The organism is Corynebacterium sp. KPL1814 (assembly GCF_000478175.1).
Classification (GTDB): Bacteria; Actinomycetota; Actinomycetes; order Mycobacteriales; family Mycobacteriaceae; genus Corynebacterium.
On record NZ_KI515777.1, the window covers coordinates 1 to 26030 of the forward strand.

Annotated in this window: 20 protein-coding genes, 5 tRNA genes and 2 rRNA genes; 11 read left to right on the forward strand and 16 right to left on the reverse strand. The window is 56.6% G+C overall.

Annotated features, from left to right (window positions below; all coding sequences use genetic code 11):
- Positions 1–14: 14 nt before the first annotated feature.
- From HMPREF1257_RS08080 to ramA, 4 genes are all read right to left on the reverse strand, one after another.
- A 23S ribosomal RNA gene (locus HMPREF1257_RS08080) occupies positions 15–3094 on the reverse strand.
- Positions 3095–3610: 516 nt separating this feature from the next.
- Positions 3611–5129 (reverse strand): 16S ribosomal RNA (locus tag HMPREF1257_RS08085).
- Together the 16S and 23S rRNA genes form the textbook arrangement of a ribosomal RNA operon.
- Positions 5130–5741: 612 nt before the next feature.
- Positions 5742–7010: a UDP-N-acetylglucosamine 1-carboxyvinyltransferase gene (gene murA, locus HMPREF1257_RS08090; protein WP_023023781.1), complete on the reverse strand. Its 1269-nt coding sequence runs from the start codon at positions 7008–7010 to the stop codon at positions 5742–5744.
- 21 nt (positions 7011–7031) lie between these two features.
- The gene (gene ramA, locus HMPREF1257_RS08095) at positions 7032–7871 is read right to left on the reverse strand and encodes an acetate metabolism transcriptional regulator RamA (RefSeq protein ID WP_005279642.1); all 840 of its coding nucleotides are present in this window, start codon (positions 7869–7871) and stop codon (positions 7032–7034) included.
- A 265-nt stretch (positions 7872–8136) separates the two neighbouring features.
- On the opposite strand from ramA, the gene cysK reads away from it, so the two are divergent.
- Both cysK and epsC read left to right on the forward strand, forming a co-directional pair.
- Complete coding sequence (cysK, locus tag HMPREF1257_RS08100) at positions 8137–9072, forward strand: cysteine synthase A (RefSeq protein WP_023023783.1); 936 nt, start codon at positions 8137–8139, stop codon at positions 9070–9072.
- 82 nt (positions 9073–9154) lie between these two features.
- Complete coding sequence (gene epsC / locus HMPREF1257_RS08105; protein WP_034659567.1) at positions 9155–9718, forward strand: serine O-acetyltransferase EpsC; 564 nt, start codon at positions 9155–9157, stop codon at positions 9716–9718.
- Positions 9719–9767: 49 nt separating this feature from the next.
- Here epsC and HMPREF1257_RS08110 read toward each other — a convergent pair whose 3' ends face one another.
- The 5 genes from HMPREF1257_RS08110 to HMPREF1257_RS08130 all read right to left on the reverse strand — a co-directional run bounded on the left by HMPREF1257_RS08110 (position 9768) and on the right by HMPREF1257_RS08130 (position 10648).
- Positions 9768–10049, reverse strand: coding sequence for a GNAT family N-acetyltransferase (locus HMPREF1257_RS08110; RefSeq protein WP_198010512.1), 282 nt, complete (start codon positions 10047–10049; stop codon positions 9768–9770).
- A 56-nt stretch (positions 10050–10105) separates the two neighbouring features.
- A tRNA-Phe gene (locus HMPREF1257_RS08115) sits at positions 10106–10178 on the reverse strand.
- Between the two features lie 19 nt (positions 10179–10197).
- Positions 10198–10271 (reverse strand) — tRNA-Asp (locus HMPREF1257_RS08120).
- Between the two features lie 192 nt (positions 10272–10463).
- Positions 10464–10537 (reverse strand) — tRNA-Asp (locus HMPREF1257_RS08125).
- A gap of 35 nt (positions 10538–10572) precedes the next feature.
- Positions 10573–10648: transfer RNA gene (locus HMPREF1257_RS08130), tRNA-Glu, on the reverse strand.
- An 82-nt stretch (positions 10649–10730) separates the two neighbouring features.
- Here HMPREF1257_RS08130 and HMPREF1257_RS08135 point away from each other — a divergent pair.
- The 3 genes from HMPREF1257_RS08135 to HMPREF1257_RS08150 all read left to right on the forward strand — a co-directional run bounded on the left by HMPREF1257_RS08135 (position 10731) and on the right by HMPREF1257_RS08150 (position 14051).
- Positions 10731–11063 carry a metal-sensitive transcriptional regulator gene (locus tag HMPREF1257_RS08135; protein ID WP_023023790.1) on the forward strand — a complete coding sequence of 111 codons (333 nt, stop codon included), beginning with the start codon at positions 10731–10733 and terminating at the stop codon, positions 11061–11063.
- A 728-nt stretch (positions 11064–11791) separates the two neighbouring features.
- Entirely contained in the window at positions 11792–12793 is a 1002-nt protein-coding gene (locus tag HMPREF1257_RS11645; protein WP_156904623.1) for a hypothetical protein, read from the forward strand.
- Between the two features lie 41 nt (positions 12794–12834).
- A protein-coding gene (locus HMPREF1257_RS08150) for an IS3 family transposase (protein WP_156904624.1) occupies positions 12835–14051 on the forward strand; the annotation gives its coding sequence in 2 pieces (ribosomal slippage) (positions 12835–13096 and positions 13096–14051; 1218 coding nt in all).
- 134 nt (positions 14052–14185) lie between these two features.
- Here the strand turns inward: HMPREF1257_RS08150 and HMPREF1257_RS08155 are convergent.
- Positions 14186–14515: a hypothetical protein gene (locus HMPREF1257_RS08155; protein WP_156904625.1), complete on the reverse strand. Its 330-nt coding sequence runs from the start codon at positions 14513–14515 to the stop codon at positions 14186–14188.
- 222 nt (positions 14516–14737) lie between these two features.
- On the opposite strand from HMPREF1257_RS08155, the gene HMPREF1257_RS08160 reads away from it, so the two are divergent.
- The 4 genes from HMPREF1257_RS08160 (at position 14738) to HMPREF1257_RS12670 (ending at position 17778) form a co-directional block, all read left to right on the forward strand.
- Complete coding sequence (locus HMPREF1257_RS08160; protein ID WP_023023798.1) at positions 14738–15151, forward strand: hypothetical protein; 414 nt, start codon at positions 14738–14740, stop codon at positions 15149–15151.
- A gap of 158 nt (positions 15152–15309) precedes the next feature.
- Positions 15310–15816, forward strand: a complete 507-nt coding sequence (locus HMPREF1257_RS08165) for a hypothetical protein (RefSeq protein WP_156904626.1) — start codon at positions 15310–15312, stop codon at positions 15814–15816.
- A 62-nt stretch (positions 15817–15878) separates the two neighbouring features.
- On the forward strand, positions 15879–16811 hold the full coding sequence (locus HMPREF1257_RS08170) for a hypothetical protein (RefSeq protein WP_023023802.1): 933 nt from the start codon (positions 15879–15881) through the stop codon (positions 16809–16811).
- A 64-nt stretch (positions 16812–16875) separates the two neighbouring features.
- The gene (locus HMPREF1257_RS12670; RefSeq protein WP_198010513.1) at positions 16876–17778 is read left to right on the forward strand and encodes a site-specific integrase; all 903 of its coding nucleotides are present in this window, start codon (positions 16876–16878) and stop codon (positions 17776–17778) included.
- 250 nt (positions 17779–18028) lie between these two features.
- Here the strand turns inward: HMPREF1257_RS12670 and HMPREF1257_RS08180 are convergent.
- Both HMPREF1257_RS08180 and HMPREF1257_RS08185 read right to left on the reverse strand, forming a co-directional pair.
- Positions 18029–18101: transfer RNA gene (locus tag HMPREF1257_RS08180), tRNA-Lys, on the reverse strand.
- 126 nt (positions 18102–18227) lie between these two features.
- Entirely contained in the window at positions 18228–19730 is a 1503-nt protein-coding gene (locus tag HMPREF1257_RS08185) for an acetyl-CoA hydrolase/transferase family protein (protein ID WP_023023806.1), read from the reverse strand.
- Between the two features lie 192 nt (positions 19731–19922).
- Here HMPREF1257_RS08185 and dusB point away from each other — a divergent pair, with 192 nt between their 5' ends.
- Both dusB and phoU read left to right on the forward strand, forming a co-directional pair.
- Complete coding sequence (gene dusB / locus HMPREF1257_RS08190; protein ID WP_023023807.1) at positions 19923–21068, forward strand: tRNA dihydrouridine synthase DusB; 1146 nt, start codon at positions 19923–19925, stop codon at positions 21066–21068.
- Positions 21069–21126: 58 nt separating this feature from the next.
- Positions 21127–21855, forward strand: a complete 729-nt coding sequence (gene phoU, locus HMPREF1257_RS08195; protein ID WP_023023809.1) for a phosphate signaling complex protein PhoU — start codon at positions 21127–21129, stop codon at positions 21853–21855.
- An 81-nt stretch (positions 21856–21936) separates the two neighbouring features.
- Here phoU and pstB read toward each other — a convergent pair whose 3' ends face one another.
- From pstB to pstS, 4 genes are all read right to left on the reverse strand, one after another.
- Complete coding sequence (pstB, locus tag HMPREF1257_RS08200; protein ID WP_005279626.1) at positions 21937–22710, reverse strand: phosphate ABC transporter ATP-binding protein PstB; 774 nt, start codon at positions 22708–22710, stop codon at positions 21937–21939.
- Positions 22711–22761: 51 nt separating this feature from the next.
- Positions 22762–23676 (reverse strand): phosphate ABC transporter permease PstA, encoded by a 915-nt coding sequence (pstA, locus tag HMPREF1257_RS08205; protein WP_023023811.1) that lies wholly within the window; start codon positions 23674–23676, stop codon positions 22762–22764.
- Between the two features lie 12 nt (positions 23677–23688).
- On the reverse strand, positions 23689–24741 hold the full coding sequence (gene pstC / locus HMPREF1257_RS08210; protein ID WP_023023813.1) for a phosphate ABC transporter permease subunit PstC: 1053 nt from the start codon (positions 24739–24741) through the stop codon (positions 23689–23691).
- Between the two features lie 135 nt (positions 24742–24876).
- Positions 24877–25983 carry a phosphate ABC transporter substrate-binding protein PstS gene (gene pstS, locus HMPREF1257_RS08215; protein WP_023023815.1) on the reverse strand — a complete coding sequence of 369 codons (1107 nt, stop codon included), beginning with the start codon at positions 25981–25983 and terminating at the stop codon, positions 24877–24879.
- Positions 25984–26030 lie beyond the last annotated feature (47 nt).

Here is a 26030-nt window from a genome sequence, read left to right on the forward strand (position 1 = left end):
TTGGGGTTGTTGTGGTGTGTTTGTTTTGGTCAATTAGTACCAGTAGCCTTCACACCTTACAGTGCTTCCAAGTCTGGCCTATCTACCCCATAGTCTTTAGGGGACCTCAAAAGAAACCTCATCTTAAAACAGGCTTCCCGCTTAGATGCTTTCAGCGGTTATCCCTTCCGTACGTAGCCAACCAGCACTACCCCTGGCGGGATAACTGGCACACTAGAGGTACGTCCGTCCCGGTCCTCTCGTACTAGGGACAGCCTTCTTCAAGTTTCAACGCGCGCGGCGGATAGAGACCGAACTGTCTCACGACGTTCTGAACCCAGCTCGCGTGCCGCTTTAATGGGCGAACAGCCCAACCCTTGGGACCTACTCCAGCCCCAGGATGCGACGAGCCGACATCGAGGTGCCAAACCATCCCGTCGATATGGACTCATGGGGAAGATCAGCCTGTTATCCCCGGGGTACCTTTTATCCGTTGAGCGACACCACATCCACAAGTAGGTGCCGGATCACTAGTCCCGACTTTCGTCCCTGCTCGACATGTCTGTCTCACAGTCAAGCTCCCTTGTGCACTTACACTCACCACCTGATTGCCAACCAGGCTGAGGGAACCTTTGGGCGCCTCCGTTACATTTTGGGAGGCAACCGCCCCAGTTAAACTACCCACCAGGCACTGTCCCCAACCCAGATCATGGGCCAAGGTTAGATGCTCAATCCGATCAGAGTGGTATTTCAACAACGACTCCACCACCACTAGCGTGATAGCTTCACAGTCTCCCACCTATCCTACACAAACCGAACCAAACACCAATACCAAGCTATAGTGAAGGTCCCGGGGTCTTTTCGTCCTGCCGCGCGTAACGAGCATCTTTACTCGTAATGCAATTTCACCGGGCCTGTGGTCGAGACAGCAGAGAAGTCGTTACGCCATTCGTGCAGGTCGGAACTTACCCGACAAGGAATTTCGCTACCTTAGGATGGTTATAGTTACCACCGCCGTTTACTGGGGCTTAAATTCTCAGCTTCGCAACCACAAAGGTTACTAACCGGTCCTCTTAACCTTCCAGCACCGGGCAGGCGTCAGTCCATATACATCAACTTAACGTCTTCGCATGGACCTGTGTTTTTGATAAACAGTCGCTTCCCTCTATTCTCTGCGACCCCACAACACTCCAACCGCAAGGGTCTTCACGTCACAGGGCCCCCCTTCTCCCGAAGTTACGGGGGCATTTTGCCGAATTCCTTAACCACAGTTCACCCGAACGCCTTAGTATCTTCAACCTGACCACCTGTGTCGGTTTAGGGTACGGGCCATACACACACTCGCTAGAGGCTTTTCTCGACAGTACAGGATCACCACCATCAACCCTTGTAGGGTCTACGCATCACGCCTCAACCTATATGTGTGGCGGATTTACCTACCACACGGCCTACACGCTTACACCACCAATCCAGTAAGTGGCGCGGCTACCTCACTGCGTCACCCCATCACTTGAACCACACATCAGGCCCCACGACATCAACACCACCAACACTCAAAGAATGCTAGGTAGCGTATCCGCAGTGGTTAGTATCCGTGCTTTATCATGGGCGCACATGTACGGGTACCAGAATATCAACTGGTTATCCATCGACTACGCCTGTCGGCCTCGCCTTAGGTCCCGACTCACCCTGGGAAGACGAACTTGACCCAGGAACCCTTAGTCATCCGGCGGTAAGGATTCTCACCTTACAATTCGTTACTCATGCCTGCATTCTCACTCGCACACAGTCCACGCCTCCTCACGGTAACGCTTCCACCCATGCACGACGCTCCCCTACCCAAACAACAAAAAATTGTTGCTTGCCGCGGCTTCGGCGGTGTACTTGAGCCCCACTACATTGTCGGCGCAGAACCACTCGACCAGTGAGCTATTACGCACTCTTTCAAGGATGGCTGCTTCTAAGCCAACCTCCTGGCTGTCTTCGCGATCCCACATCCTTTTCCACTTAGTACACCCTTAGGGGCCTTAACCGGCGATCTGGGCTGTTTCCCTCTCGACTATGAAGCTTATCCCCCACAGTCTCACTGCCGCACAACACAATTGATGGCATTCGGAGTTTGGCTGACATTGCTAAGATTGTAGTCCCGCTCAACCAACCAGTCGCTCTACCTCCACCAAGCTAAATGCGACGCTGCACCTAAATGCATTTCGGGGAGAACCAGCTATCACGGAGTTTGATTGGCCTTTCACCCCTACCCACAGCTCATCCCCGCAGTTTTCAACCTACGTGGGTTCGCGCCTCCACAACCTCTTACAGCTGCTTCACACTGGCCATGGGTAGATCACCCCGCTTCGGGTCCAGGACATGCCACTTACCACCCCATTAGGATTCGGTTTCCCTACGGCTACCCCACACGGGTTAACCTCGCGACATGCCGCTGACTCGCAGGCTCATTCTTCAAAAGGCACGCCATCACACCATAAAAAGTGCTCTGACGGATTGTAAGCACATGGTTTCAGGAACTATTTCACTCCCCTCCCGGGGTACTTTTCACCATTCCCTCACGGTACTATCCACTATCGGTCACACTGAGTATTTAGGCTTACCGGGTGGTCCCGGCAGATTCACAACAGATTCCACGAGCCCGTTGCTACTCGGGAACCCAACAACCCCCACATCATCATCTTCAGCTACAGGACTCTCACCTACTCCGGCAGATCATTCCAAACCACTTCACCTAACAACAATGCAAAAAGGGCGTGCCACTGGTAGATGACACACAATCAGGCCCCACAACACCGCACACACAACCCCTACCAGGTATCACATGCACACGGTTTAGCCTCATCCACGTTCGTTCGCCACTACTAGCAGAATCATTATTATTTTCTCCTCCTACGGGTACTGAGATGTTTCACTTCCCCGCGTAACCCCCACAACAGCTATGAATTCACTGAAGGGTAACCCCACATAACCAGGGCCAGGTTTCCCCATTCGGACATCCTCGGATCAAGGCTTTATTGACAACTCCCCGAGGCTTAACGCAGCCTTACACGTCCTTCATCGGCTCAGCATGCCAAGGCATCCACCATGCGCCCTAAATAACGAACACACCAACCACCACACACAAACCACACAACCAACAAAAGCCATGCAACCAGCATGTGGTGGTAACAAGTGAACTTGACAAAATAAACAAAAAGAAAAATCACATCACACACACAAGACACCACAAACACAACGTGTAAGTGGCATCATGCAGATGCTCGCGTCCACTATACAGTTCTCACACAACACCCCGAACCAGCAACAAACACCACCACAATGAATGGCATCCATCAACCAGTCAGGCACACAAAAAAGGGGATAATGCCCCAGACACCCAACAATGCACCAACGTACAATCAACACTCATTTTTGTATACATGGACACTTTTACGCATGTCACAAAGCACTGTCTCAACACTTGATACTGCTGATTAAGGTGTGTCTCCTACCCGGAATTTCCAAATTCGGTGGCAGCAGAACACTCGCCTACTCAACCACCAACCCACCATCAAACAACAGTGGGCAACCCACAACTATGGGTTCTGGCTGCAACTGCAGCCCAATAATAAAAGCTCCTTAGAAAGGAGGTGATCCACCCGCACCTTCCGGTACGGGTACCTTGTTACGACTTCGTCCCAATCGCCGATCCCACCTTCGACGGCTCCCTAACACGTTTAGGCCACCGGCTTCGGGTGTTACCAACTTTCATGACGTGACGGGCGGTGTGTACAAGGCCCGGGAACGTATTCACCGCAGCATTGCTGATCTGCGATTACTAGCGACTCCGACTTCATGGGGTCGAGTTGCAGACCCCAATCCGAACTAAGGCCGGCTTTCAGCGATTCGCTCCACCTCACAGTGTCGCAACGCGTTGTACCGACCATTGTAGCATGTGTGAAGCCCTGGACATAAGGGGCATGATGATTTGACGTCATCCCCACCTTCCTCCGAGTTAACCCCGGCAGTCTCTCATGAGTCCCCAACCAAATGCTGGCAACATAAGACAAGGGTTGCGCTCGTTGCGGGACTTAACCCAACATCTCACGACACGAGCTGACGACAACCATGCACCACCTGTACACCAACCACAAAGGGAAACTACATCTCTGCAGCGATCTGATGTATGTCAAGCCCAGGTAAGGTTCTTCGCGTTGCATCGAATTAATCCACATGCTCCGCCGCTTGTGCGGGCCCCCGTCAATTCCTTTGAGTTTTAGCCTTGCGGCCGTACTCCCCAGGCGGGGCGCTTAATGCGTTAGCTACGGCACGAAAGTCGTAGAAAGACCCTCACACCTAGCGCCCACCGTTTACGGCATGGACTACCAGGGTATCTAATCCTGTTCGCTACCCATGCTTTCGCTCCTCAGCGTCAGTAACTGCCCAGTAACCTGCCTTCGCCATCGGTGTTCCTCCTGATATCTGCGCATTTCACCGCTACACCAGGAATTCCAGTTACCCCTACAGCACTCAAGTTATGCCCGTATCGCCTGCACGCCCGGAGTTAAGCCCCAGAATTTCACAGACGACGCGACAAACCACCTACGAGCCCTTTACGCCCAGTAATTCCGGACAACGCTCGCACCCTACGTATTACCGCGGCTGCTGGCACGTAGTTAGCCGGTGCTTCTTATCTAGGTACCGTCACAACAAAGCTTCGTCCCTAGCGAAAGGAGTTTACAACCCGAAGGCCTTCATCCCCCACGCGGCGTCGCTGCATCAGGCTTGCGCCCATTGTGCAATATTCCCCACTGCTGCCTCCCGTAGGAGTCTGGGCCGTATCTCAGTCCCAATGTGGCCGTACACCCTCTCAGGCCGGCTACCCGTCGCCGCCTTGGTAGGCCATTACCCCACCAACAAGCTGATAGGCCGCGAGCTCATCCTACACCGAAAAAACTTTCCAACCACCACACTAAAGATGGCTCCTATCCGGTATTAGACCCAGTTTCCCAAGCTTATCCCGAAGTGCAGGGCAGATCACCCACGTGTTACTCACCCGTTCGCCACTCGAGTACCCTGCAAGCAGGGCCTTTCCGTTCGACTTGCATGTGTTAAGCACGCCGCCAGCGTTCGTCCTGAGCCAGGATCAAACTCTCCACAAAAAGAATTTCAGAACAACATTCCAAAATCAAGGCCGTGAAAAGCCCAAACCTAACCAAAAGAACAAACCACCACAAACCACACAAAAGCAGTCCATGCTGGCGTCCAAAAATTACTACAAAGAAAAATAAACTGCCTCCCCAACCCGACGGGGCACAAAAAGGGGAGAAAAAAAGTTGAACACAATCACATGCCAACCAATCCATCAATGCAGCCGAAACACTAAACAGTATTCAAAAAGGTGCGTATTCCAACACCTTACCGGCACACACCAACCAACAAACCACCATAGGCTCGCTGGTCAACAGACCAATCAACACACAACCATGCACACAAAAATAAAAAAATAAGTACATTGGCACACTATTGAGTTCTCAAACAACATCCACACACCACAAGAAAATTAACCAAACGTTAACCTCTCGTTGGCGGCTCGTACCAACTTACCCAACAACCTGAACCAAGTCAAATCCTCGGACCAAGCCAGTACAAAAAGTCACTCACAAGTAACCAACCGGCTACCTTTCGGCGACTTCGATAAAGTTACACCCCACTCCAGAAAACACACAAATCCCCAGCATACACCGCAAAAATGCATACTGGGGGAAGGTTAATTAGAAGATTTCTTCTTCCTGCGTCCTTTCGATGGTGGCTCCAAGCCGTGAAAGGTTCTCCACAAAGTGGGGATAGCCGCGGTCGATATGGAAGACATCGTGAACGGTCGTGGCTTCGTCGGCGCAGAGTGCGGAAAGCACCAGGCCAGCTCCTGCGCGGATATCGGAGCTCCACACATGCGTAGAGGAAAGATGCTCCTTTCCGCGCACCACCACATGATGACCGTCTACTTGGGCATCGGCACCCAAGCGCAGCATTTCGTCGACGAAGCGGAACCGGGATTCAAAGACGTTCTCCGTGATCACGGTGGTCCCTTCGGCGATGGAGGAAATGCCGATGGCCATGGGCTGGAGGTCCGTCGGAAAGCCTGGGAAAGGCAACGTCTGGTAATCCACAGCGGTAGGGCGCTTATCCATACGCACGCGGAAGCCGTTTTCATAGGTTTCAATCTCTGCACCGGCGGACTTCAGCTTTTCCAGCGGAAGGTGCAAGTGGCGCGGAGCAATGCCGCCGACTGTGATATCGCCTTGTGTCATGGCTGCGGCATAAGCCCAGGTGCCTGCCACGATGCGGTCACCGATGACCTCGTGCTCCGTTGGGTTAAGCCGGTCCACGCCGTGGATGGTGACCTCGGAGGTGCCTTCGCCTTCGATATTGGCGCCCATGGATTTCATCATCTCGCACAGGTCAACGATCTCGGGCTCGCGGGCGGCGTTGTGGAGGACGGTGGTGCCCTCAGCCAAGACGGCGGCGGTCAAAATGTTTTCCGTTGCACCAACGGAAGGAAAGTCCAAACGGATGGTGGAACCGCGAAGCTCGGAGGCCTCAGCGACCACGGCGCCGTGTTCAATGCGGGTGGTGGCGCCGAGTTTTTCCAAGCCGGTCTGGTGCATATCAAGCGGGCGAGAGCCAATGGCGTCACCACCGGGCAGCGCAACCTTTGCATGCCCGCAGCGCGAGGTTAGTGGGCCTAAGACGCATACCGATGCCCTAAATTGGCGAACCGCATCAAAGTCCGCGTTCGATTGCGGCGTCGCAGGGGTAGTAATGCGGACGGTGCTGCCATCGATTGTCACCTCGCAGCCCAAGCCTTCGAGTACCTTTTTCATCAAAGGTACGTCCAGAATCTCTGGGCAATTGGTCAGCGTCGTCGTCCCCTCCGCCAGCAACGCGGCGGCCATGAGCTTAAGGACGCTGTTTTTGGCGCCATCTACTTTGACGGTGCCTGCAAGACGGGCACCGCCGGAAACAATAAACTGATCTTTCACAGCTTTCTACGCTACCGGTTATCAGGGCAACGCGCCGATCCGGCGGGCGGCATTGACGGCTTCGTAGCGAGTGTGCGCCCCCAACTTGCGCATCACGGAGCGTAGGTAGGACTTGACGGTTTCGGCGCCAATTCCCATTTCTTCCGCCGCTTCCACGTTGGTGTGGCCGAGTGCCACGCAGGAGAGGACGTCGAGCTCGCGGGCGGAAAGCTTGGTTGATTGCTTCACGCGCACGGGAGAGACCATCTGATCGCAGAGCGCCTCGAGTTCCTTGCGCAACTCCTCGTCCTCGACGCGGTTGGCCAGCATGCGCAGCTTGGAGTGGGTGGAACGAACCTGTTCCCATTCCGCACCGTTCATCGCATGGCCGCGGGACGCACCTCCCTTTCCACCATCGGCGCGGCGCATCGCGGAGTTGACCGCGAGATCTTGCTCTAGGGTCCGGGCCGTCATCGTTACTTCCTCGATGACCTTATCCCCCAAGCGCACAGGGGAATGTACGCCAACGTAAAGCACTCCCCGGATTTCACGCTGCACGGTAACGGGTACGGCCACGATCGAGTGCAGGCCTTCGTCTTGGATTACGCTGTCGTTCTCGTGGGAAATGGTGGTGGCACGCGTGTAGTCCGATACGCCCACCGCGCGGCGGGTGGTGATGACGCGCCCGCCGACGCCCACGCCGGCATCGATAAGCAGATTCTGCAGCGCCGGCGTACGCAGGCCCACCCACTGGGTAATTTGCAGGCGATTATCCGCCAATAATGTTGCGTACATCGTCACTGGGATTCCGGTGGCGGTTTTGAGAGACGACAGTGCCGCGCGTACAGATTCTTCATCATCTTTGAGGCGATGCGACTCCATGAGACTCTTTCCTCGTCGGGGGTAACCAAGTAGGTGCACCCGATATCCCCGAAAACTTGGGGAGCAGCGGGTAACTACGTGGAATTATAGACAGCAAGTGGGGGTAATTCGAAATCGTCCCTTCGTCTCCGCGGCCGTGAATCCCACATTCCATGCCCGAATGGGTTGTCTGTAATAAATATACCACTCTGTCTACTTAAATAGTGTATCCTTGCGCTTGTACCTGATTTGACCACGAATATGATTCCCAAAGGAGTCCTAATAAATGGCTATTTACAACAATGTCCTAGAGACCATCGGCGGTACCCCACTTATCCGCATCAACCGCTTGGCTGAGGGTAAGGGTGCCACCGTGCTGGCCAAGGTGGAGTCCTTTAACCCTGGTAACTCCGTGAAGGACCGCATCGGCCTCGCCATCATCAAGGCCGCTGAGGAATCCGGTGACCTGAAGCCGGGCGGCACCATCGTTGAAGCTACCTCCGGTAATACCGGCATTGCCCTAGCACTGGCCGGCGCAACCTTGGGCTACGACGTTGTCCTCACCATGCCAGAGACCATGTCCAATGAGCGCAAGGTCCTGCTTCGCGCATACGGTGCAGAAATCATCCTGACCCCGGGCGCTGCCGGAATGCAGGGTGCGGTTGATAAGGCCAACGAGATCGTCGCCGAGCGCGACAACGCCATCTTGGCTTCCCAGTTCGCTAACGAGGCCAACCCCAAGATCCACGAGGCCACCACCGGCCCGGAGATCTGGGACGACGCCGAGGGCAATGTCGATGCCTTCGTCGCAGGCGTCGGCACTGGCGGCACCATCACCGGTGCAGGTCGCTACCTAAAGTCCAAGAACCCAGACGTTTACCTCGCAGCCGTTGAGCCGGCTGACTCCCCTGTGCTGTCTGAAGGCCAGGCAGGTCCGCACAAGATCCAGGGCCTAGGCGCCAACTTCGTGCCGGACGTGCTCGACCGCGAGCAGCTGGATGAGGTCCTGACCGCTTCCCTCGAGGAGTCCATCAAGCTTTCCCGCGACCTTGCTACCGAGGAAGGCCTGCTGGTTGGCATTTCCGCCGGTGCAAACCTCTCCGCCGCGCTGAAGCTGGCTGAGCGCCCCGAGTTCGAGGGCAAGACCATCGTCGTTGTCCTGCCGGACTTTGGTGAGCGCTACGTTTCCACCGTTCTTTTCGAGGACATCCGCGAGGCATAACTAGCCCCGCAACCTAGTCCATGAATAAAAGGCACCCGTCAAGCTTGGCGGGTGCCTTTTTGTGACCAGTATTATAGTCCGCATGAGCATTATTAAATATATCCGCGAAGATTTAGCCAATGCCCGCGACCATGACCCAGCTGCCCGTGGCGACGTTGAAAACGCGATCGTCTATTCCGGCCTGCACGCCATCTGGTCGCACCGCGTGTCCCACTGGCTGTGGAAGCGCGGCCTGCGGGGCCCTGCGCGCATCCTGGCCCAAATTAATCGCTTTTTTACCGGCATCGAGATCCACCCAGGCGCCACCATCGGGCGCTGCTTCTTCATCGACCACGGGATGGGCATTGTCATCGGCGAAACCGCGGAAATTGGCGATGGCGTCATGCTCTACCACGGCGTGACGCTCGGCGGTCAGGTGCTCACCCAGACCAAGCGCCACCCCACGGTGGAAGATAACGTCACCATCGGCGCGGGCGCCAAGGTCTTAGGCCCCATCACCATCGGGGCCGGTTCCGCCATCGGTGCCAATGCCGTTGTCACGAAGGATGTACCGGCCGATCACATCGCCGTGGGCATCCCCGCCAAGAATCGGCCTTCAAATAGGCATGAGCGGGTCAAGCTCGTGGATCCGGACTACTACATCTAAATAGACTAAAAGCGGCCCACAGTCTTGTGTGGGCCGCTTTTTGCTGTGCTTAACCGCGCAGCAGATCCTGGTATTCGGGGTTCTTGTCCATAAAGTGCGCCACGGCAGAGCAGGTGGCGATGACCTTCATGCCGGCAGCCCGGGTTTCATCGAGGGCCTCCTTAATCAGCGGGGAGGACAAGCCCTGACCGCGGAAGTCGTCCCCGATGACCGTGTGGTTGAACTCGCGGGTATCGCCGGAATCTACGTATTCGCAGATTCCCGCTTCCACACCATCAACGGTAAGCACGAAACGGGACAAATCGGTTTGATGAGAAATTGCTTTTTCCATGTCCCCCATTAAACCAAAAATGGCCCCTCCTTGATAATAAGGAGGGACCATAGTTGTGGCCAGAGCCAGGATCGAACTGGCGACCCCACACTTTTCAGGCGTGTGCTCTACCGACTGAGCTATCTGGCCAGAAACCCGAAGGTTTCCGCGACCTTGACGGGACTTGAACCCGCGACCTCCGCCGTGACAGGGCGGCGCGCTAACCAACTGCGCCACAAGGCCATTTTCAGTTTTGTGTGCCCCTTGGGCACGGGTAATTACTTTACACAGGCGCCTAGAAACAACACAAATCAGCACTACAACGCCGTTTTTCCGCCGCTTGCTGATGCCCCAGTGATGCTGAGGTGGCATCAGCAAGCAGCCTGCAAAACCAAAAAAGAACAGTACCCGCCGAAGCGTGTACTGTTCAGAATGCGACCTTGACGGGACTTGAACCCGCGACCTCCGCCGTGACAGGGCGGCGCGCTAACCAACTGCGCCACAAGGCCAAATGAGAAATTATTTCGTACCAACACAAAGGTGTTGGTACCCCCAACGGGATTCGAACCCGTGCCGCTGCCGTGAAAGGGCAGTGTCCTAGGCCGCTAGACGATGGGGGCCAGTCGCTTCTTGGCGACTTCTAGAAATATACTGGAGACATCACCAAGAAACAAAATCGCTCCCCCAGAAGGAGTTTTAACCATGTCTGAGCAGCAGAAAACCTGTTCCTGCCACGAGCCGGATATCCACGGATACAACGCCGATAGTAAGAGCAAAGCGCGTTATCTGGCGCGCCTGAAGCGCATCGAAGGCCAGGCGCGCGGGATTCATCGCATGGTCGATGAGGACCAATACTGCATCGATATCATCACCCAAATCTCGGCGGTGACATCCGCGCTAGAGAACGTCTCTCTCGCGCTCTTAGAAGACCACATAGAGCACTGTGTGGCCGGTGCAGCGGCCGAGGACGGCGAGGTGGCTAAGGAGAAGCTAGCGGAGGCTATGCACGCCATTAAGAAGCTCGTGAAAAACTAGAAAAGGAGCCGCCCGAAGGCGGCTCCTGATGTGGGCCCTGTGGGGATCGAACCCACGACCTGCGGATTAAAAGTAATGAGCTCACAAATCCCACCCAAAATAGGGTAACCGAAATCTCCCCAAGTGAGACCGCAAGCACCGCGAACTCACGACCGTACGCAAGCGAAGCAAGCGGCCCCGTCGTGACCGGAAGCGCGCAAGGAGAGACCGGCGCGATGTGCCGCATGCTCGACGAAGCGGAAGCGGGAGGGAACGAAAGGGGAAGCGCGGCGAAGCGAAGCGGTAGGGAGGGAGAAGCGTGCCGCGCGGGCGAAACTGGGGCGGAGGACACTACGGGCTGCAGCACCCTTGATAGTAAAAAGAGTAAGTGCTGCGAACTTGCTTTACCTGCGAGTTTATCCGTTCAGTATTCAGATCGTCGTCGGCGCCGGTGGGCTGCTCGGGGTGCATTATGGAAGGCAAGCTCGAGGGCTGGTGTTCGCGCGTGCGGGAGGCTTCCACGTGTGACTCGACCGGGTGACGATCGTGATGGCCGTTCTGGTGGTGACATGATCGGGCTTGTTACAGCGAGTGACGACCGGCCAGCAGGATTTAGGGGCCTCAACCGATGTGCCAGCGTATGGGCTTGTCCTCGTTGTAGTTCTCAAATCGCTTTGGAAAGATCAAAGGAGATCGCAGGGGCACTGCGGTATGCCCATATTAACGGTGGCCGGAGCGCTCTCCTTACTTTGACTGTTCGTCACACGGGTGCTGACCCTCTGGAGGAGGTCTGGAACGCTGTCAGCGCTGGTTGGCGCTCCGTCACCGGTGGTTACGGCTGGGTAGGCCGCAAGGCCTATATTAAGAAAAAAGCTGGTAGGGAGTATTTTTTCCAGGCCGAGCCAGGTGATCGGAAACAATTCGGCATTGCTGGAACGATTAGGTCAACAGAAGTTACTTATGGCGACCCCAAGACTGGCGGCTCCGGTTGGCATGTTCACTTGCATGTTCTTCTCATCTTCGCCAATGACCCTTCTTCCAGCATTGACTCTGCCAAGCTCGCGTTAATCTGTGGAGCACCTATGCCTGCGCAATTTGAGCGGGCTTGTGCGCTCTCTGCCTTAGGTATCCGTCTCTATGAACGCTGGGAGAAGGGCGTTAGGAAAGCGGGGATGTCCACCTCGTGGGCTGGATTTGATTTGCGTGAGATCACTGACGAAGGCGCATCATTCATCGGTAATTATCTGACGAAAAGCACCTACGACGTCGCCGCTAAACTCGGCGCTGAGGTCGCCGCTTCAATGAACACCAAGGATACTCGCACCGTCTCAAACCTCACGCCTTTTGGACTGTTGGACACCATTGTCAAGTCTGAACAATCGTTCTGGTGGGATCGACCGAAAGTGCATGAGACATGGTGGGAGGGTGCCGTTCTTAACGTCGCCAATCTCACCGACGGTGAGATTCGTGAGTACCCGACACCGCGACTGTGGAGGACATGGCTCGAGTTTGAGAGCGTCTCCGCCGGGCGGCGCCAGATCCTTTGGTCACATCAGAAGAAGAAGTGCGTCACCGAGCTGGACAAGTTCTGGACAGAGTGTCTCGCCGCTCGTGGTCGTGTACGTACTGATCAGGACATTGTCGATGTTGGGTATGACGGGGACCTTGTCGGCGAAATTTCAATGAACACCTGGGTAACGCTCTCCCCCGAGGTGGCGGTTGGCCTGCTTGATGAGGTTACCCTCGTTTAGTGGACACCCGATTAGTGCGGATCTTGTGTCCGTAAGAGAGGATGTTCATTGTGAGTCAACAACGCCAGAAATACACGCCGGAGTACCGGCGTGAAGCCGCAAACCTAGTAATCGAGTCAGAACGCCCGATTGCTCATGTAGCGAAAGAAATTGGTGTCGCACCTGGCCTTTTAGGTCGGTGGGTGAAAAATGAGCGTCAACGCCGAGGATCCTCTGATGGGCTAAGCGAGGCTGATCTTCGTGCTGAGAACGCTCGTCTGCGTCGTGAGCTGGCAGAAGCCAAGATGGATAACGAGTTTTTGTCAAAAGCGACAGCCTTCTTCGCCGCAAAGCAACGCGATCAGAAAAGTTCGAATTAATGCAGCAGGAGAAGGCGAATTTCAGTATCAAGCGCATGGCACGCCTTTTGAAGGTATCTCGGTCTGGATACTACAAATGGGCCCATATGCAGCAGCAACGCTTATCCGGTAAGGATGATCGTGCAGCATTTTACGATGATGTTGATCGCAAGATTCATCAGATCTGGAAAGACTCCAACGAGGTCTACGGTGCCCCGCGAATCACCGCAGAACTAGGTGAGCGCTACCAGATTGTTCTTAACCGCAAGACTGTGGCTAAGCGGATGCGCCTGATGGGAATTGAAGGAATTTCACCGCGTGCCTTCGTCCCAGCGACAACGATTCAATCTAAACGTAAGTCGAGTCTTCCTGACCTGGTAAAGCGCATGTTTGATACCGGCGAGCTCAATCGAGTATGGATGTCAGACATTACCTACCTGCGAACCGGCGAGGGTTGGTTGTACTTATGCGCAGTTCGCGATGGTCATTCCCGCAGGGTGCTGGGCTGGGCTATGGATAGCGTGCAAGATACATTCCTGGTCGAACGAGCACTGCGGATGGCACATACACTGCGTGGTGACGTTCCTGACGGGCTGGTGTTTCACGCCGACCGGGGAACACAATTTACCAGCGAGCAGCTCTGGGAGGTGTGCCGCAACCTAGGTGTTGCTCAGTCTGTGGGGCGTACTGGGGTGTGTTTCGATAATGCGATGGCTGAGTCGTTCTGGTCGACGCTTAAGACCGAGTTCTACGACCGGAAGCGCTGGCCAACCCGCGATGCTGCGCGTCAGGCCGTTGCCTACTGGATTGAAGCCGTCTACAACCGTCGGCGCCGGCACTCCGCACTCGGGATGGTCAGCCCCGTCGATTTCGAGAACCACACCAGCCTAACCACCAGCAGAAAAGAAATAGCTGCCTAACCACTAGGTAGCTCCACTACGTGTCCACGATTTGCGGGCAACCCCATTGAGGCTACGGAGGCTGGGGAGTTGGCGAAGTTTTGCGATGAACACGCCATCGCGTTTATCCCGACAGGTGAGGTCAATCCACCTATCTAAGGCTGCCATTTATCGTAGATCTCACCTACATGTGTACCCGAGAGCTTCGAAGCTCTGCCAACTGCACGTTTAGACAGAACTCCGCTTTCCACGGCAGCAACAATCAGAGCTCGCATGCTCTCGTCCGTTTCATCAGCTAGTGCCGCGGAGAGCCCGAGAACTGTGTCCCAGAACTCTTGGTCAAACCCATCATCTTCGGAATCCTTCAACCATTTACGAAGTAGATTGAGCGTCTTCTGGGCAGAAGTGAGCGTGCGCCAGGAGACTTCAAGAGCTTGCACAAGGGGCGTGTTCTGCGCGGGTTTCGAGAAATCAGGTTTGTCCATACCCCTTAACATAGCAGATCACCTGCGATGTCGCGCTTCAAGGACACGCGACAAAAAATATTGCAATGCACTGACCTGGGATTTTACTAAAGCAAGTGACCGATTTTCTTTTTTTGACATATTTTCTTGCATTTGACCATAAAGATGCTAGTCTGGAACACGCGGGTGTCAGATCATCTGCCAATCGATGTCAAACCTTACATACCTTGAAAGGACCGCATCATGTCCACCCCCTTCCTCTCTATCCCTTACCCCTCCAACCTCATCCATGTCGTCGTCGCCGGTGCCGAGACCGCACGGCCCGGATTCGAATACGTGGACGGCAAAAAGACCGATGACATTCGCACCCACGCTGAAGGCTGGCCGATCTTCCAAGTCAGTGAGGCTCAGGCCAGTGTCGGTGGCGTCGGCATCACCGCAAAGCTCCAAATGGGTGAGGAACTCACCATCCCCGCAGGGTCGGTCCTTCGACCATCTTCCGATGTCACCATCAATGTTCGCGGACGAAGCTCCAACACCGACTTCGTGCCGCTGATGGTGACCATCTCCGCGAGGAGCTGGGAAATCGTTGGCAATGCTTTCGAGGCCCTGACCTCCTCCACGGCACAGAACCGTTTCAACGACGACGACGCCTAACCCATCCCCCATATCCAATGCTCCCGGGGCCACCCCCCGGGGCACAACCAATCACTCCTAAGGAGATATCAAAAATGCAGTGGATAATACCCTCCACCACTTGGCCCCCGATCCCCACCAGTATTCAGGACTTCCTGGCCAACACCGATTTCTACAGAATGGCGTGGGCACCATTTATGACGTCGTGGTTCATCACGATCATCGTCGTTACCATGCTTGCAGCCCTCGGATGGAGGCTCACGAAGTACAGCCTTGCCCGCCTGTTAGTCAGCTCCGTACCTGCGTCCAAGGCTGAGCACCGCATATTGACCCGGCTCCAACTTTTCGGTGATACGGCCCGACGCCACAAGCTCGGCATACCCGACCCGCACCATGAGCCCACCGAGGACGACCCGAAACCGAAGTACCTGCTAGCCAGGCGTGGCGGGAAGCCCTTCATGGAACCAGAGGGTCCTGGCGTGTTGATCAATCCTGCTTATGGCCAACACGCCGACGACCTCGCTGACCAGATCGAAACACGCTGGCTGCCTGAGCTACGTCGTCGATTCCACCGCGACCTTGTTGGCGGCATGCTCACCGCTACGCCCGAGCCGGGTGCCGTCCGTGTCATCGCACATACCCGCACGCCCGGCGAAGCAGACGTCGACCCGCACATCCTCGATTAACCCAGATGTTCCCAACCAAGCCTTGGCTTGGGCGGGAGCCCCAACACGAAAGGTTGCACACCATGGACCTCATACTCGAACTCATTAAGCTCATTATCACCCTCACCATGGTCATTGCCGCCGGTGTCCTGATTAACTGCATGGTCTGCATCGTCATCAAAGCCGTTACGGGCAAACCTCTCCACAAGCCTCGGTGGAAACTCCAGACACTCCCCCGTACAAATTTGAATGACTTGGACCCCGTAGTGGGTAAGACCTTTGAGGGTGACGTCTATAGGTGGTCAACCCCCGGCCCACACACCGTTATCAGCGGCGCTACCCGCAGCGGAAAATCAGTCACTAGCTATGGAGTCCTGTCACAACTCGCAAAGCGCGACGACGTCTTAATTTGCGGCATTGACCCATCCGGTTTGTTGCTGTCACCTCATCGCCTAGGCCCCGGCGGCTCGCTGATAGCAACGGGCACCTCACCAGACGATCTTGACCGTATCCTCGCTATCCTCGGCGAACTTGAGAGGCTCATGGATGCCCGGATCAAGTCCCTAATACCCATGGGTATCGACAAGACGCCTATCTCGCGAAAAGATCCCGCCTACCTGGTGGTCCTCGAAGAATATGCCGGGCTCCTATCTGCCCTTGAAGGCAATGGCAAGAAGCATAAGGATGCTGTTCGTATCGTTGGTCGCCTCCTTCGCGAAGGCGCTAAGTCGGGGATCACGGTGCTCACGATCATTCAGCGTCCCGAAGCAACTTTGTTGCATGACCGCGCACAATATGCCCGCCGGGTCACGCATCGCCTTGATAATCGTGACTCCGTGAAGATGGTGTGCGAGACCGCACCAGAAGACATGTGGGGCCAGGTGCTTGACCTGCCACCTGGCCGAGCCCTCGTCATTGAGGCTGGGGCTAAACCCCAATTCGTAACCATGCCGTCAATGGATTACAGCCACTACACCGCCCGGTGCGCCGCCGCTTATGCTCCCACGTCCAGCTGACTGCGGGGCCCATTTTCCAGACCACCCGCACTGTCTTCCCCGGCCTTTCCCACTTATGATCACAATGACGAAATTCGAAGATTACGCGGACCTCTTCATCCGCTCACGCATTATCAACGCCCGTACAGCCCAGGACTATCGGATCCTGCTTCGGTCACTGATCCTTCCTACCTGGGCAGATGTAGATTTAGAGGACGTTAAGGCCTCGGACCTGCGCGTATGGTTTACTGAACTCTGGGTTAGGGCACCGCACCAAGCTAGGCGCTGCCGCGTTATTTTCCGAGGCATCTTTGAACTGGCCGAAGACGATGGTCTCATTGACCGAAACCCTGCAGCTCGTCTCCGTCTTCGTACACCACCCCGTGGGCACCCTCGTGTCCTCACCGCAGCGGAGATCCAACGACTCATCTACTCGATGCCGACAGAACGCGACCGGCTAGTTACCGGAGTTCTAGCCTACGGTGGATTACGGTTTGGTGAAACTGCAGCCCTATCGCCACATGATGTCACCGGCGTCGGCCTATCGGTTCATCGTTCTGTCCAAGCACGTCACGGAGGCGGCTGGCTATGGGGCGACACGAAAAGTCATCAAAGACGCCAAGTCAATTTACCTCCTGGACTGCTCACCGATTTACAGCAGTGGGCACGAAGCCGCGCCCATCACGATCTGATGTTCGCCTCTAAGGTAGAAACACCAATACACCGAGGTAATTGGCAAGCGCGGGTTCTCACACCGGCCTGCGACCGGGCTGGTATCCAGCGAATTCGGCCCCACGACCTTCGTGCCTCCTGTGCTTCACTGTTGGCTTCTTCGGGTGTGCCTATCGCCGCGGCTTCTCAGCATCTAGGACACTCTGACACCACAGTAACCATGCGCCACTATCTCGCTGCAGATGCCACTGCATCGACCCTCGTCACAGCTGCGCTGTCTGCTGCGGAGAGTAGAGATATTTTTCCCATCGCTTAACGCGCCCGAGGAACGAGTCTTGAATCAGCAATGTTGTCCCCCTGTAGCCGTGCTCGACGCAAGAGGCGAAGCCGAACGCGGAGAGACCGGACGTCGCGCAATGGCACGGCGTACGCAAGGCGACAGCCCACCCACAGGGTGGGCTGCAGCCACCCAAATGTTAATCAAGGCTCGGGTTTGGGGCGCTAACACCGCTCAAGGAGAACACCGTGAACGATGAAAGCAAAGCAGTGTACACGAAAAGTACTAGTGGGCCCTGTGGGGATCGAACCCACGACCTGCGGATTAAAAGTCCGTAGCTCTACCAACTGAGCTAAAGGCCCAACGTCGCTCTATATTAGCGTGTTGACTTTTAGATCTCCTAATTCACCCCTCGCCTGAGAGTATCCAAACAAAGCAGAAGGAGGGCTTCCCAGCCGGGAGGCCCTCCTTTGCCATGGCGGTGGAGATTAACCGCGCATGTCACCCTTTTCCATGAAGTTAACCTGGAAGTCGAAGGCAGTCTTCAAGTCGTGCGGGGTGTGCTGGAACTTGTTTTCCTTCGCACGCTCGTAATACTCCTCCAACAGCGGACGGTAGTCCGGGTGAGCCACGGCGATGATCTTCTCTACGCGCTGCTTTGGAGCCAAGCCACGCAGGTCAGCCACACCGTATTCGGTGATGATGACCATGGTGTCGTGCTCGGTGTGGTCCGTGTGGGATACGAACGGAACCAGAGCGGAGATGGCGCCATCCTTCGCGATGGACGGGGACACGAAGGTGGAGATGTACGCGTTACGGGTGAAGTCACCAGAGCCACCGGTGCCGTTCATGATGCGGGAACCGGACACGTTGGTGGAGTTAATGTTGCCGTAGATATCTCCCTCGATCATGCCGTTGGAAGAAATCAAGCCGACGCGGCGGATGACCTCAGGGTGGTTAGAAATCTGCTGCGGGCGCAGGATGATGTGGTTGCGGTAGCGGTCTGCTTCCGCGTTCATCTTTTCTGCGTACTCCGGCGACAGCGCGAAGGAGGTTGCAGAAGCCACGGTCATCTTGCCGGCATCGATAAGGTCCAGCATGCCGTCCTGGATAACCTCGGTATATGCCTGAATGTTTTCGAACTTGGAGTCCAGAAGGCCCGCCATCACGGCGTTCGGCACGTTACCCACGCCGGACTGCATGATGAACTTGTCGTACTCGAGGCGGCCTGCGGCAACCTCGCCCTCCAAGAACTCGATGAAGTTAGCGGCGATCTTCTCAGAGGTCTCGTCCGGCTCGCGGAATGGAGCGTTACGGTCGGCCGAGTTGGTCTTGACAACTGCCACGACCTTCTCCTCCGGGATCTCCATGTAGGTGGTACCAATGCGGTCGCCCGGCTTGTTAATCGGGATGGGCTGGCGGTTAGGCAGCTTGTCGATGCGGTAGATGTCGTGCATGCCTTCGAGGTTCTCGGACTGCCACTCGTTGATCTCAATGATGATCTTGTCTGCAGCCTCGACGAACTCGAGGTTATTGCCCACTGCGGAGGACGGCACGATATTGCCTTCCTCAGTAATGCGTACGGCCTCGATGATGGCTACCTGGAAGTCACCATAGAAGCCCTCTTCTACCTGCTGGCCCAGGTGGGACAGGTGAATATCCTGGTAGAGCGCGGTGCCGTCGTTGAATTGCTTACGCAGCAGCGGGTCGGAGTTATATGGGGAGCGGAAGTTAATGGCCTCTGCCTCTGCCAAAACACCGTCGCAGTCAGGGGCGGTAGAAGCACCGGAGAAGAGGTCAATCTTGAACTCTTCGCCCTTGTCGTGCAGCGCCTTCGCCTTATCTGCAATGGCGGTAGGCAAACCCTTGGGGTAACCTGCACCGGTGAAGCCGGAGATTCCTACGCGGTCACCATTGTTGACGTACTTCGCAGCCTCCTCTGCAGAAACTACGAGCTTCTCAAACGGGGCGTATGCGATTCTATCGGACAACTGTCATCCTCCTTCATATACGAGTAGACCGGTGCTACGGCCCACCCAATTTAGTTACACAGACCACAGTAGCGAAAATTAACGTTTTCGCCACCATCATTTTGTGACATTCACCCCAATCATGGGAATCCTCGGTAACCACCACCTTGCTGCTAGTTGCTAAATTCCGCCGTTAACGAGCACAATTAGGGCGTGAATTTGCGCATTGGAAACTATGACCTCTCCTCCCCCGTCATCCTCGCCCCCATGGCGGGGGTAACCAACGTCGCCTTCCGCACGTTGTGCCGGGAACAGGAGCTGGCCCGCACCGGAACGGTGTCGGGCTTGTATGTCTGCGAGATGGTCACCGCGCGCGCCCTAGTGGAGCGCAACGAGAAAACCATGCACATGACCACCTTTGCCCCGGAGGAAGATCCGCGTTCCCTGCAGATTTATACGGTGGATCCGGAATACACCTATAAAGCAGCCAAGATCATCGTGGATGAGAATGTGGCTGACCACATCGACATGAACTTTGGCTGCCCCGTTCCCAAGGTAACCAGGCGTGGCGGCGGCTCTGCCCTGCCTTATAAGCGCCGCCTCTTTGGCAATATCGTCTCCGCCGCCGTCAAGGCCACCGAGGGCACGAATATCCCCGTCACGGTGAAGATGCGCGTGGGCATTGATGACGAGCACCATACGCACCTCGACGCCGGGCGCATTGCCGTGGATTCCGGCGCCGCCGCCGTTACCTTGCACGGGCGCACGGCCGCGCAACGTTATTCCGGCGATGCTAGGTGGGATGAGATCGCCCGGCTCAAGGAGCACCTCGCGGACACCGGCGTTCCGGTGCTGGGCAATGGCGATATTTTCCGCGCCGATGACGCCCGCCGCATGATGGAGGCCACCGGCTGTGATGGCGTGCAGGTGGGCCGCGGCTGCCTGGGCCGGCCGTGGCTTTTCGCGGAGCTGGGCGCCGCCCTGCGCGGCGAGTCGATCCCCGCCGAGCCCACCTTGGGCGAAGTCACCCAGGTTATTCTTCGCCACGCGGAACTGCTCGCGCAGCATGAGGGCGAGGACCACGCATCCAGGGACATCCGCAAGCACATTGGCTGGTACCTGCGTGGCTTCCCCGTCGGCGGGCAGGTGCGCGCCGGCTTGGCCAAGGTGGATTCCTTAGAGAGCCTGCGCAAATTGCTGGCTCCCTGGGCGGATTCTGATGCTTTGGCTGCCGATGCCGATGGTGCGCGCGGGCGCCAGGGCTCGCCCTCCAAGGTCGCGCTTCCCGATGGCTGGCTCGATGACCCCGAGGATGAATTCGTTCCGGTCGGCGCTGATATTTATAACTCCGGCGGCTAAACCCACACTGGTGTGACTCAGCAAGCATTTGCGCGGTTTGTGAGCTATCATTTCCTGCATGCGTACTGCCTACCGTGAACATCTGGACAACTTCTCGCACGATCTCATCGTCATGTGCGATACCGTCCGCACCATCATGGATCAGGCCTCCCAGGCGCTGCTCGATTGCGCCCTGGAACCCGCGGAGGAAGCGCTTAGCCTCACCGAGGAACTCGATGAGATTCGCTCCCGCTGCTCCGAACGCGCGGTAAAGCTTCTGGCTCTAGAAAATCCCATGGCCCAGGATCTGCGCCAGGTGGTCTCTTCCATCTACATCGTTGAGGATCTTTTCCGCATGGGCCAACTAGCCCAGCACATTGCCGATGCCGCGCGCCGCCGCCACCCTGAGGCCGTCGTGCCCGCTGAATACCTCGGATTCATGGAAGAGATGTTCCGCCTGACCCAGGAAATGGGTTCGGTGGTGCACGATATTTTGGTCACCCCTGATGCCGAGCTCTCCGTCAACCTGCGTTCCGATGATGATGCGGTGGACGATATTAACCACCACCTGCTGCGCATCCTCACCCAGCGCGACTGGGAAGGAACAGTGCGCCAGGCCGTAGAGACGGCGCAGATTACCCGCTACTACGAGCGCTACGCGGACCACTGCGTCTCCGTGGCTGGGCGCATCATTTACTTTGCCACCGGCCTATTGCCAGAAGAGTTTGAAAGAAAGCTCCAAGAGGACCAAAAGGACGCCGAGTTCGAGGCCCGCATGAGCGAATTAGAGCGCCAATTCCGCCGCTAATAAACGCTAATAAAACTGCCACAAGGGCGGTACCTTCCTGCGCTGGAGGTACCGCCCTTTTCGGACAATCAGAGTCTACCTTTAGCCGAAGCGGCCAGAGATGTAGTCTTCGGTTTCCTTCTGGGAAGGGTTCTCAAAGATTCGGGTGGTTTCATCGAACTCCACCAGGTGTCCCGGCTTGCCGGTAGCTTCTAGGGAGAAGAAGCCGGTCTTATCGGACACGCGGGCGGCCTGCTGCATGTTGTGGGTCACGATGACGATCGTGAAGTTTTCCTTCAGCTCGTGGATAAGATCCTCCACGGCCAAGGTGGAAATCGGGTCCAGAGCAGAGCAGGGCTCGTCCATCAGCAGCACTTCTGGTTCCACGGCAATCGCGCGGGCGATGCACAGGCGCTGCTGCTGACCGCCGGAGAGGCCGCCGCCCGGCTTATCCAGGCGGTCCTTGACCTCGTCCCAGAGGTTAGCGCCGCGCAGGGACTGTTCGGCTACTTCCTTGAGCTTCTTCTTATTCTTTTCACCAGACAGCTTCAGGCCAGCAACCACGTTGTCCTCGATGGACATGGTGGGAAATGGGTTAGCCTTCTGGAATACCATGCCGATGGTATTGCGCACGGAAACTGGGTCGACCTTGGGCCCGTAGATATTGGTGCCATCGAGCAGGATCTCGCCCTTGACGGATGCACCAGGGATGACCTCGTGCATGCGGTTCAAGGTGCGCAGCACGGTGGACTTACCGCAGCCGGACGGGCCGATGAAGGCGGTCACGGCCTGTGCCGGGATCTGCATATTTACGTTCTGTACGGCGTGAAAATCGCCGTAGAAAATATCGACGTCATTGAGCTCGAGCTTAGACATTGTGGAGGTTTCTCCTCTTGAGGGGTGTAAAAGTGGCGGAATCGTGTGCGGCTATTTCTTGACCGAGAACTTCGCGGAAATTACTCGCGCCGCAATATTGAGGATGGCGATGAGGATAACCAGCGTCAGCGCTGCGCCCCACAGCTTATCCAGCACGGCAGGCTGCGCGCCCGCCTTGTACATATCAAGCATCATCAGCGGCAGTGAGGACTGCGAGCCCTTAAACGCATCCCAGTTGATGACCGAGGAGGAACCAACCAAGACCAGCACTGGCGAGGATTCACCCATCACGCGAGCAATGGCCAGCATGATGCCGGTCACGATGCCGGACAGGGCTGTCGGCAGCACGATGCGTGCAATGGTCTTCCACTTGGGCACGCCGAGGGCATAGGAGGCCTCGCGAAGGTCCATGGGAACCACGCGCAGCATCTCTTCGGTATTGCGCACCACGATGGGGATCATCAATAGGACCAAGGACAGGGCGACGGCAAAGCCGGAACGTCCAAAGCCGAAGAGCGTGATCCACATGGCGAAGATGAATAGCGCGGCCACGATGGAGGGCACGCCGGACAGGATGTCCACCATGAACGTGGTGATGCGGCCGAGCCAGCCACCCTTAGAGTATTCCACCAAGTAGATGGCGGTGAAGATACCGATCGGGATGGAGAGGATGGAAGCCAGGGCGGTTTGCACGAAGGTACCGACGATGGCGTGGGCGGCACCGCCGCCTTCGGCGCTATTCATCACGCCACGCTGGGACAGCGTCCACCAGTCAGCGGAGAAAATCACGCCGCTACCGCGAGCAATGAGCTCCCACAGCACCCAGATCAGAGGGACCATCGCCAAAGCCATAGCGCCCCATACAACGACGGTGGCAATGCTATTAGCCGCCTTGCGGGAACCGGAGATGTCCAGGAAGGTTGCCCCACCAGCGGAGGCGGGCTTGTTATTTGTCGTAGTAGTCATTGTTGTCCTTCCTTACTTGCTCTTCACGATGGCGCGGGCAATGGCGTTGACGACAAACGTCAGCAAGAACAGCATCAAACCGGCGGCGATATAGGCACCGGCGCGCGTCTCGTTACCGAACTCGGCGGCCGCGAGGGCGATGGCCGTGGCGAAAGTGGTACCGCCATCGAAAAGCGAGAAGCGGAAGTCCACCAGGGGCGAGACCACCATGTACAGCGCCATGGTCTCACCCAGAGCGCGGCCCAAGCCCAGCATGGAGCCGGCGACGTAGCCGGACATGCCGAAGGGCAGGACGGTCATGCGGATGACTTCCCAGCGCGTAGCGCCCAGTGCCAAGGCGGACTCGATCTGGCCCGGAGGCGTTTGCACGAAGACCTCGCGGGCGGTGGCGGCGATAATCGGCAAAATCATCACGGCGAGCACGATGCCACCGGTGAAGAGGTTGCGGCCGGTAGCAAAGGCGGGCGAATTATCGTAATGAGTAAACAGGAAGAACCCACCGGCCCAGGACTCCATCCAGGTGTAGAAACTGGACAGGGCTGGGCCAAGGACCTGCCAACCCCACAGGCCGTAGACGATGGACGGCACTGCGGCCAGCATGTCCACCAAGAAACCCAGTGGCTTAACCAAGCGGGCCGGGGCGTAGTTGGACAAGAAGATGGCAATCGCAAGCGCGACTGGCATGGCCAGAATCAGCGCGAATACCGAGATGAGGACGGTGGTGCCGAACATGGTCGGGATACCGAACTTCATCGCAGAAGTATCGGTGGTCTCCCAGCGTTCACCGTGGGTGAAAAAGCCCAGTAGGCCATTCTCGTTCACGCTGAGCGCGGGGACGGCACGCCAGATGAGGAAGGCGGCAATCGCCGCGATCATCACGGTAATCAGCGTGGCAGAGGCCGTGGAGAGGAATTCGAAAATGCGGTCACCGGGGCGCTTGACGGAGCTACCGGAGCTGGAGGTAGCCAAGTCAGTCTCATTATCGCCACGGGTATGAGGCTGTTCGGCGCCAGAGACGGGAAGGGCCTCCGAGGTCGATGCCTGGGTGAGATTATTGTCTGCCATGAGACGTATTAATCCTTATTTGAAGTGGAACAAAGGGACATGCGATGTACATGCCTGCGCCCCCAAAGCGCGTCTCGAGGGCGGCAGTGGGGGCGGGCGGAATGTGATTTCGCGAGGTAAAGCGGGGTTTACGCGTTACTGCAGTGCGTCAACAGCGCTCTTCAGGCGGTCAAGGTGGTCACCCTTAACTGGGATGAAGCCCTGCTCTGCCAACTGGTCATCCTGGTGATCCAGAACGTCGTTGAAGAAGGTCTTGACCAATTCAGCGGTCTCGTCATCGTAGCCAGCGGAGCAGACGATGTTGTAGGTGGTCAGGATGAGCGGGTATGCACCCTCAACATCGGAAGCGAAGAGAGCCTTGGAGTCAACGACCATGTCGTTCTCAGAAGCGGTGTCCTTGAACTCCAGGTTCTCCAGTGCCTTGTTGACGGTGTCGTCATTCAGCTCAACCGGGCCGTTGCCAAAGTCGATCTTGGCCTTCTTGACGCCGTCAGCTTCCTTCTGGTCAGCGAAGCCGGCCTCAACGTAGGTGATAGCACCCTCGATGTTTGCTACCTGGTCAGCAACGCCGGAGGAACCGTTTGCGCCCTCACCTACAGCGTCAGGGAACTGCTTGCCTTCGCCGTCCCAGTTACCGGTGGAGGCGTTCAGGAACTTCTGGAAGTTATCGGAGGTACCGGACTCGTCAGAGCGGAAGATGACGTGGATGTCGGTGTCCGGCAGGTCTGCGCCCTCGTTATCAGCGGCGATGGCCTCGTCGTTCCACTTCTTGATCTCGCCCTTGAAGATCTTGGCAATGGTATCGGTGGAGAGGTTGATCTCTTGGTCACCCAGGTTATAAGCAATGGCAACCGGGCCGATGGTGGAAGGCAGGTGCCATGCGTCGTTGCCATCGCAACGCTCCTTGGCGGCCTCAATCTGGCCGTCGTCTTCCTTCAACGGGGAGTCAGAACCAGCGAAGTCTGCCTGGCCGTTGATGAAAGCCTCAACACCCTTACCGGAACCGGAAGCGGTGTAGGACAGGTTTGCGTCTGGGTTGTCCTCTGCGAAGGCGGTGCCGAAGTAGGACATTGCGTTCTGCTGGGAGGATGCGCCCTCACCAACAAGCTCGCCAGCGACGCCGCTGCCGTCGGAGGAACCCGAGGAGTCAGAGGAGGTGTCCTCAGAACAAGCTACGAGAGCGGTAGAGGTAGCGACCACGAGGCCGAAGATAGCGGCAGAGCGCTTGAAGTTGCGAATCACGGGAAAACCCTTTCCGGTGCAGATCAGAGATTGATTGTCCGAGGAAA

What these genes read in the sequence shown, in the direction of transcription:
- phoU (WP_023023809.1), top strand. Translation starts at nt 21,127, where the DNA reads ATGCGTACTGCCTACCGTGAACATCTGGACAACTTCTCGCACGATCTC.
- ramA (WP_005279642.1), bottom strand. Translation starts at nt 7,871, where the DNA reads ATGGAGTCGCATCGCCTCAAAGATGATGAAGAATCTGTACGCGCGGCA.
- cysK (WP_023023783.1), top strand. Translation starts at nt 8,137, where the DNA reads ATGGCTATTTACAACAATGTCCTAGAGACCATCGGCGGTACCCCACTT.
- pstB (WP_005279626.1), bottom strand. Translation starts at nt 22,710, where the DNA reads ATGTCTAAGCTCGAGCTCAATGACGTCGATATTTTCTACGGCGATTTT.
- HMPREF1257_RS08165 (WP_156904626.1), top strand. Translation starts at nt 15,310, where the DNA reads ATGGCGTGGGCACCATTTATGACGTCGTGGTTCATCACGATCATCGTC.
- HMPREF1257_RS08110 (WP_198010512.1), bottom strand. Translation starts at nt 10,049, where the DNA reads ATGGAAAAAGCAATTTCTCATCAAACCGATTTGTCCCGTTTCGTGCTT.
- HMPREF1257_RS08160 (WP_023023798.1), top strand. Translation starts at nt 14,738, where the DNA reads ATGTCCACCCCCTTCCTCTCTATCCCTTACCCCTCCAACCTCATCCAT.
- epsC (WP_034659567.1), top strand. Translation starts at nt 9,155, where the DNA reads ATGAGCATTATTAAATATATCCGCGAAGATTTAGCCAATGCCCGCGAC.
- pstA (WP_023023811.1), bottom strand. Translation starts at nt 23,676, where the DNA reads ATGACTACTACGACAAATAACAAGCCCGCCTCCGCTGGTGGGGCAACC.
- HMPREF1257_RS12670 (WP_198010513.1), top strand. Translation starts at nt 16,876, where the DNA reads ATGACGAAATTCGAAGATTACGCGGACCTCTTCATCCGCTCACGCATT.
- HMPREF1257_RS08170 (WP_023023802.1), top strand. Translation starts at nt 15,879, where the DNA reads ATGGACCTCATACTCGAACTCATTAAGCTCATTATCACCCTCACCATG.
- HMPREF1257_RS08135 (WP_023023790.1), top strand. Translation starts at nt 10,731, where the DNA reads ATGTCTGAGCAGCAGAAAACCTGTTCCTGCCACGAGCCGGATATCCAC.
- HMPREF1257_RS08155 (WP_156904625.1), bottom strand. Translation starts at nt 14,515, where the DNA reads ATGGACAAACCTGATTTCTCGAAACCCGCGCAGAACACGCCCCTTGTG.
- pstC (WP_023023813.1), bottom strand. Translation starts at nt 24,741, where the DNA reads ATGGCAGACAATAATCTCACCCAGGCATCGACCTCGGAGGCCCTTCCC.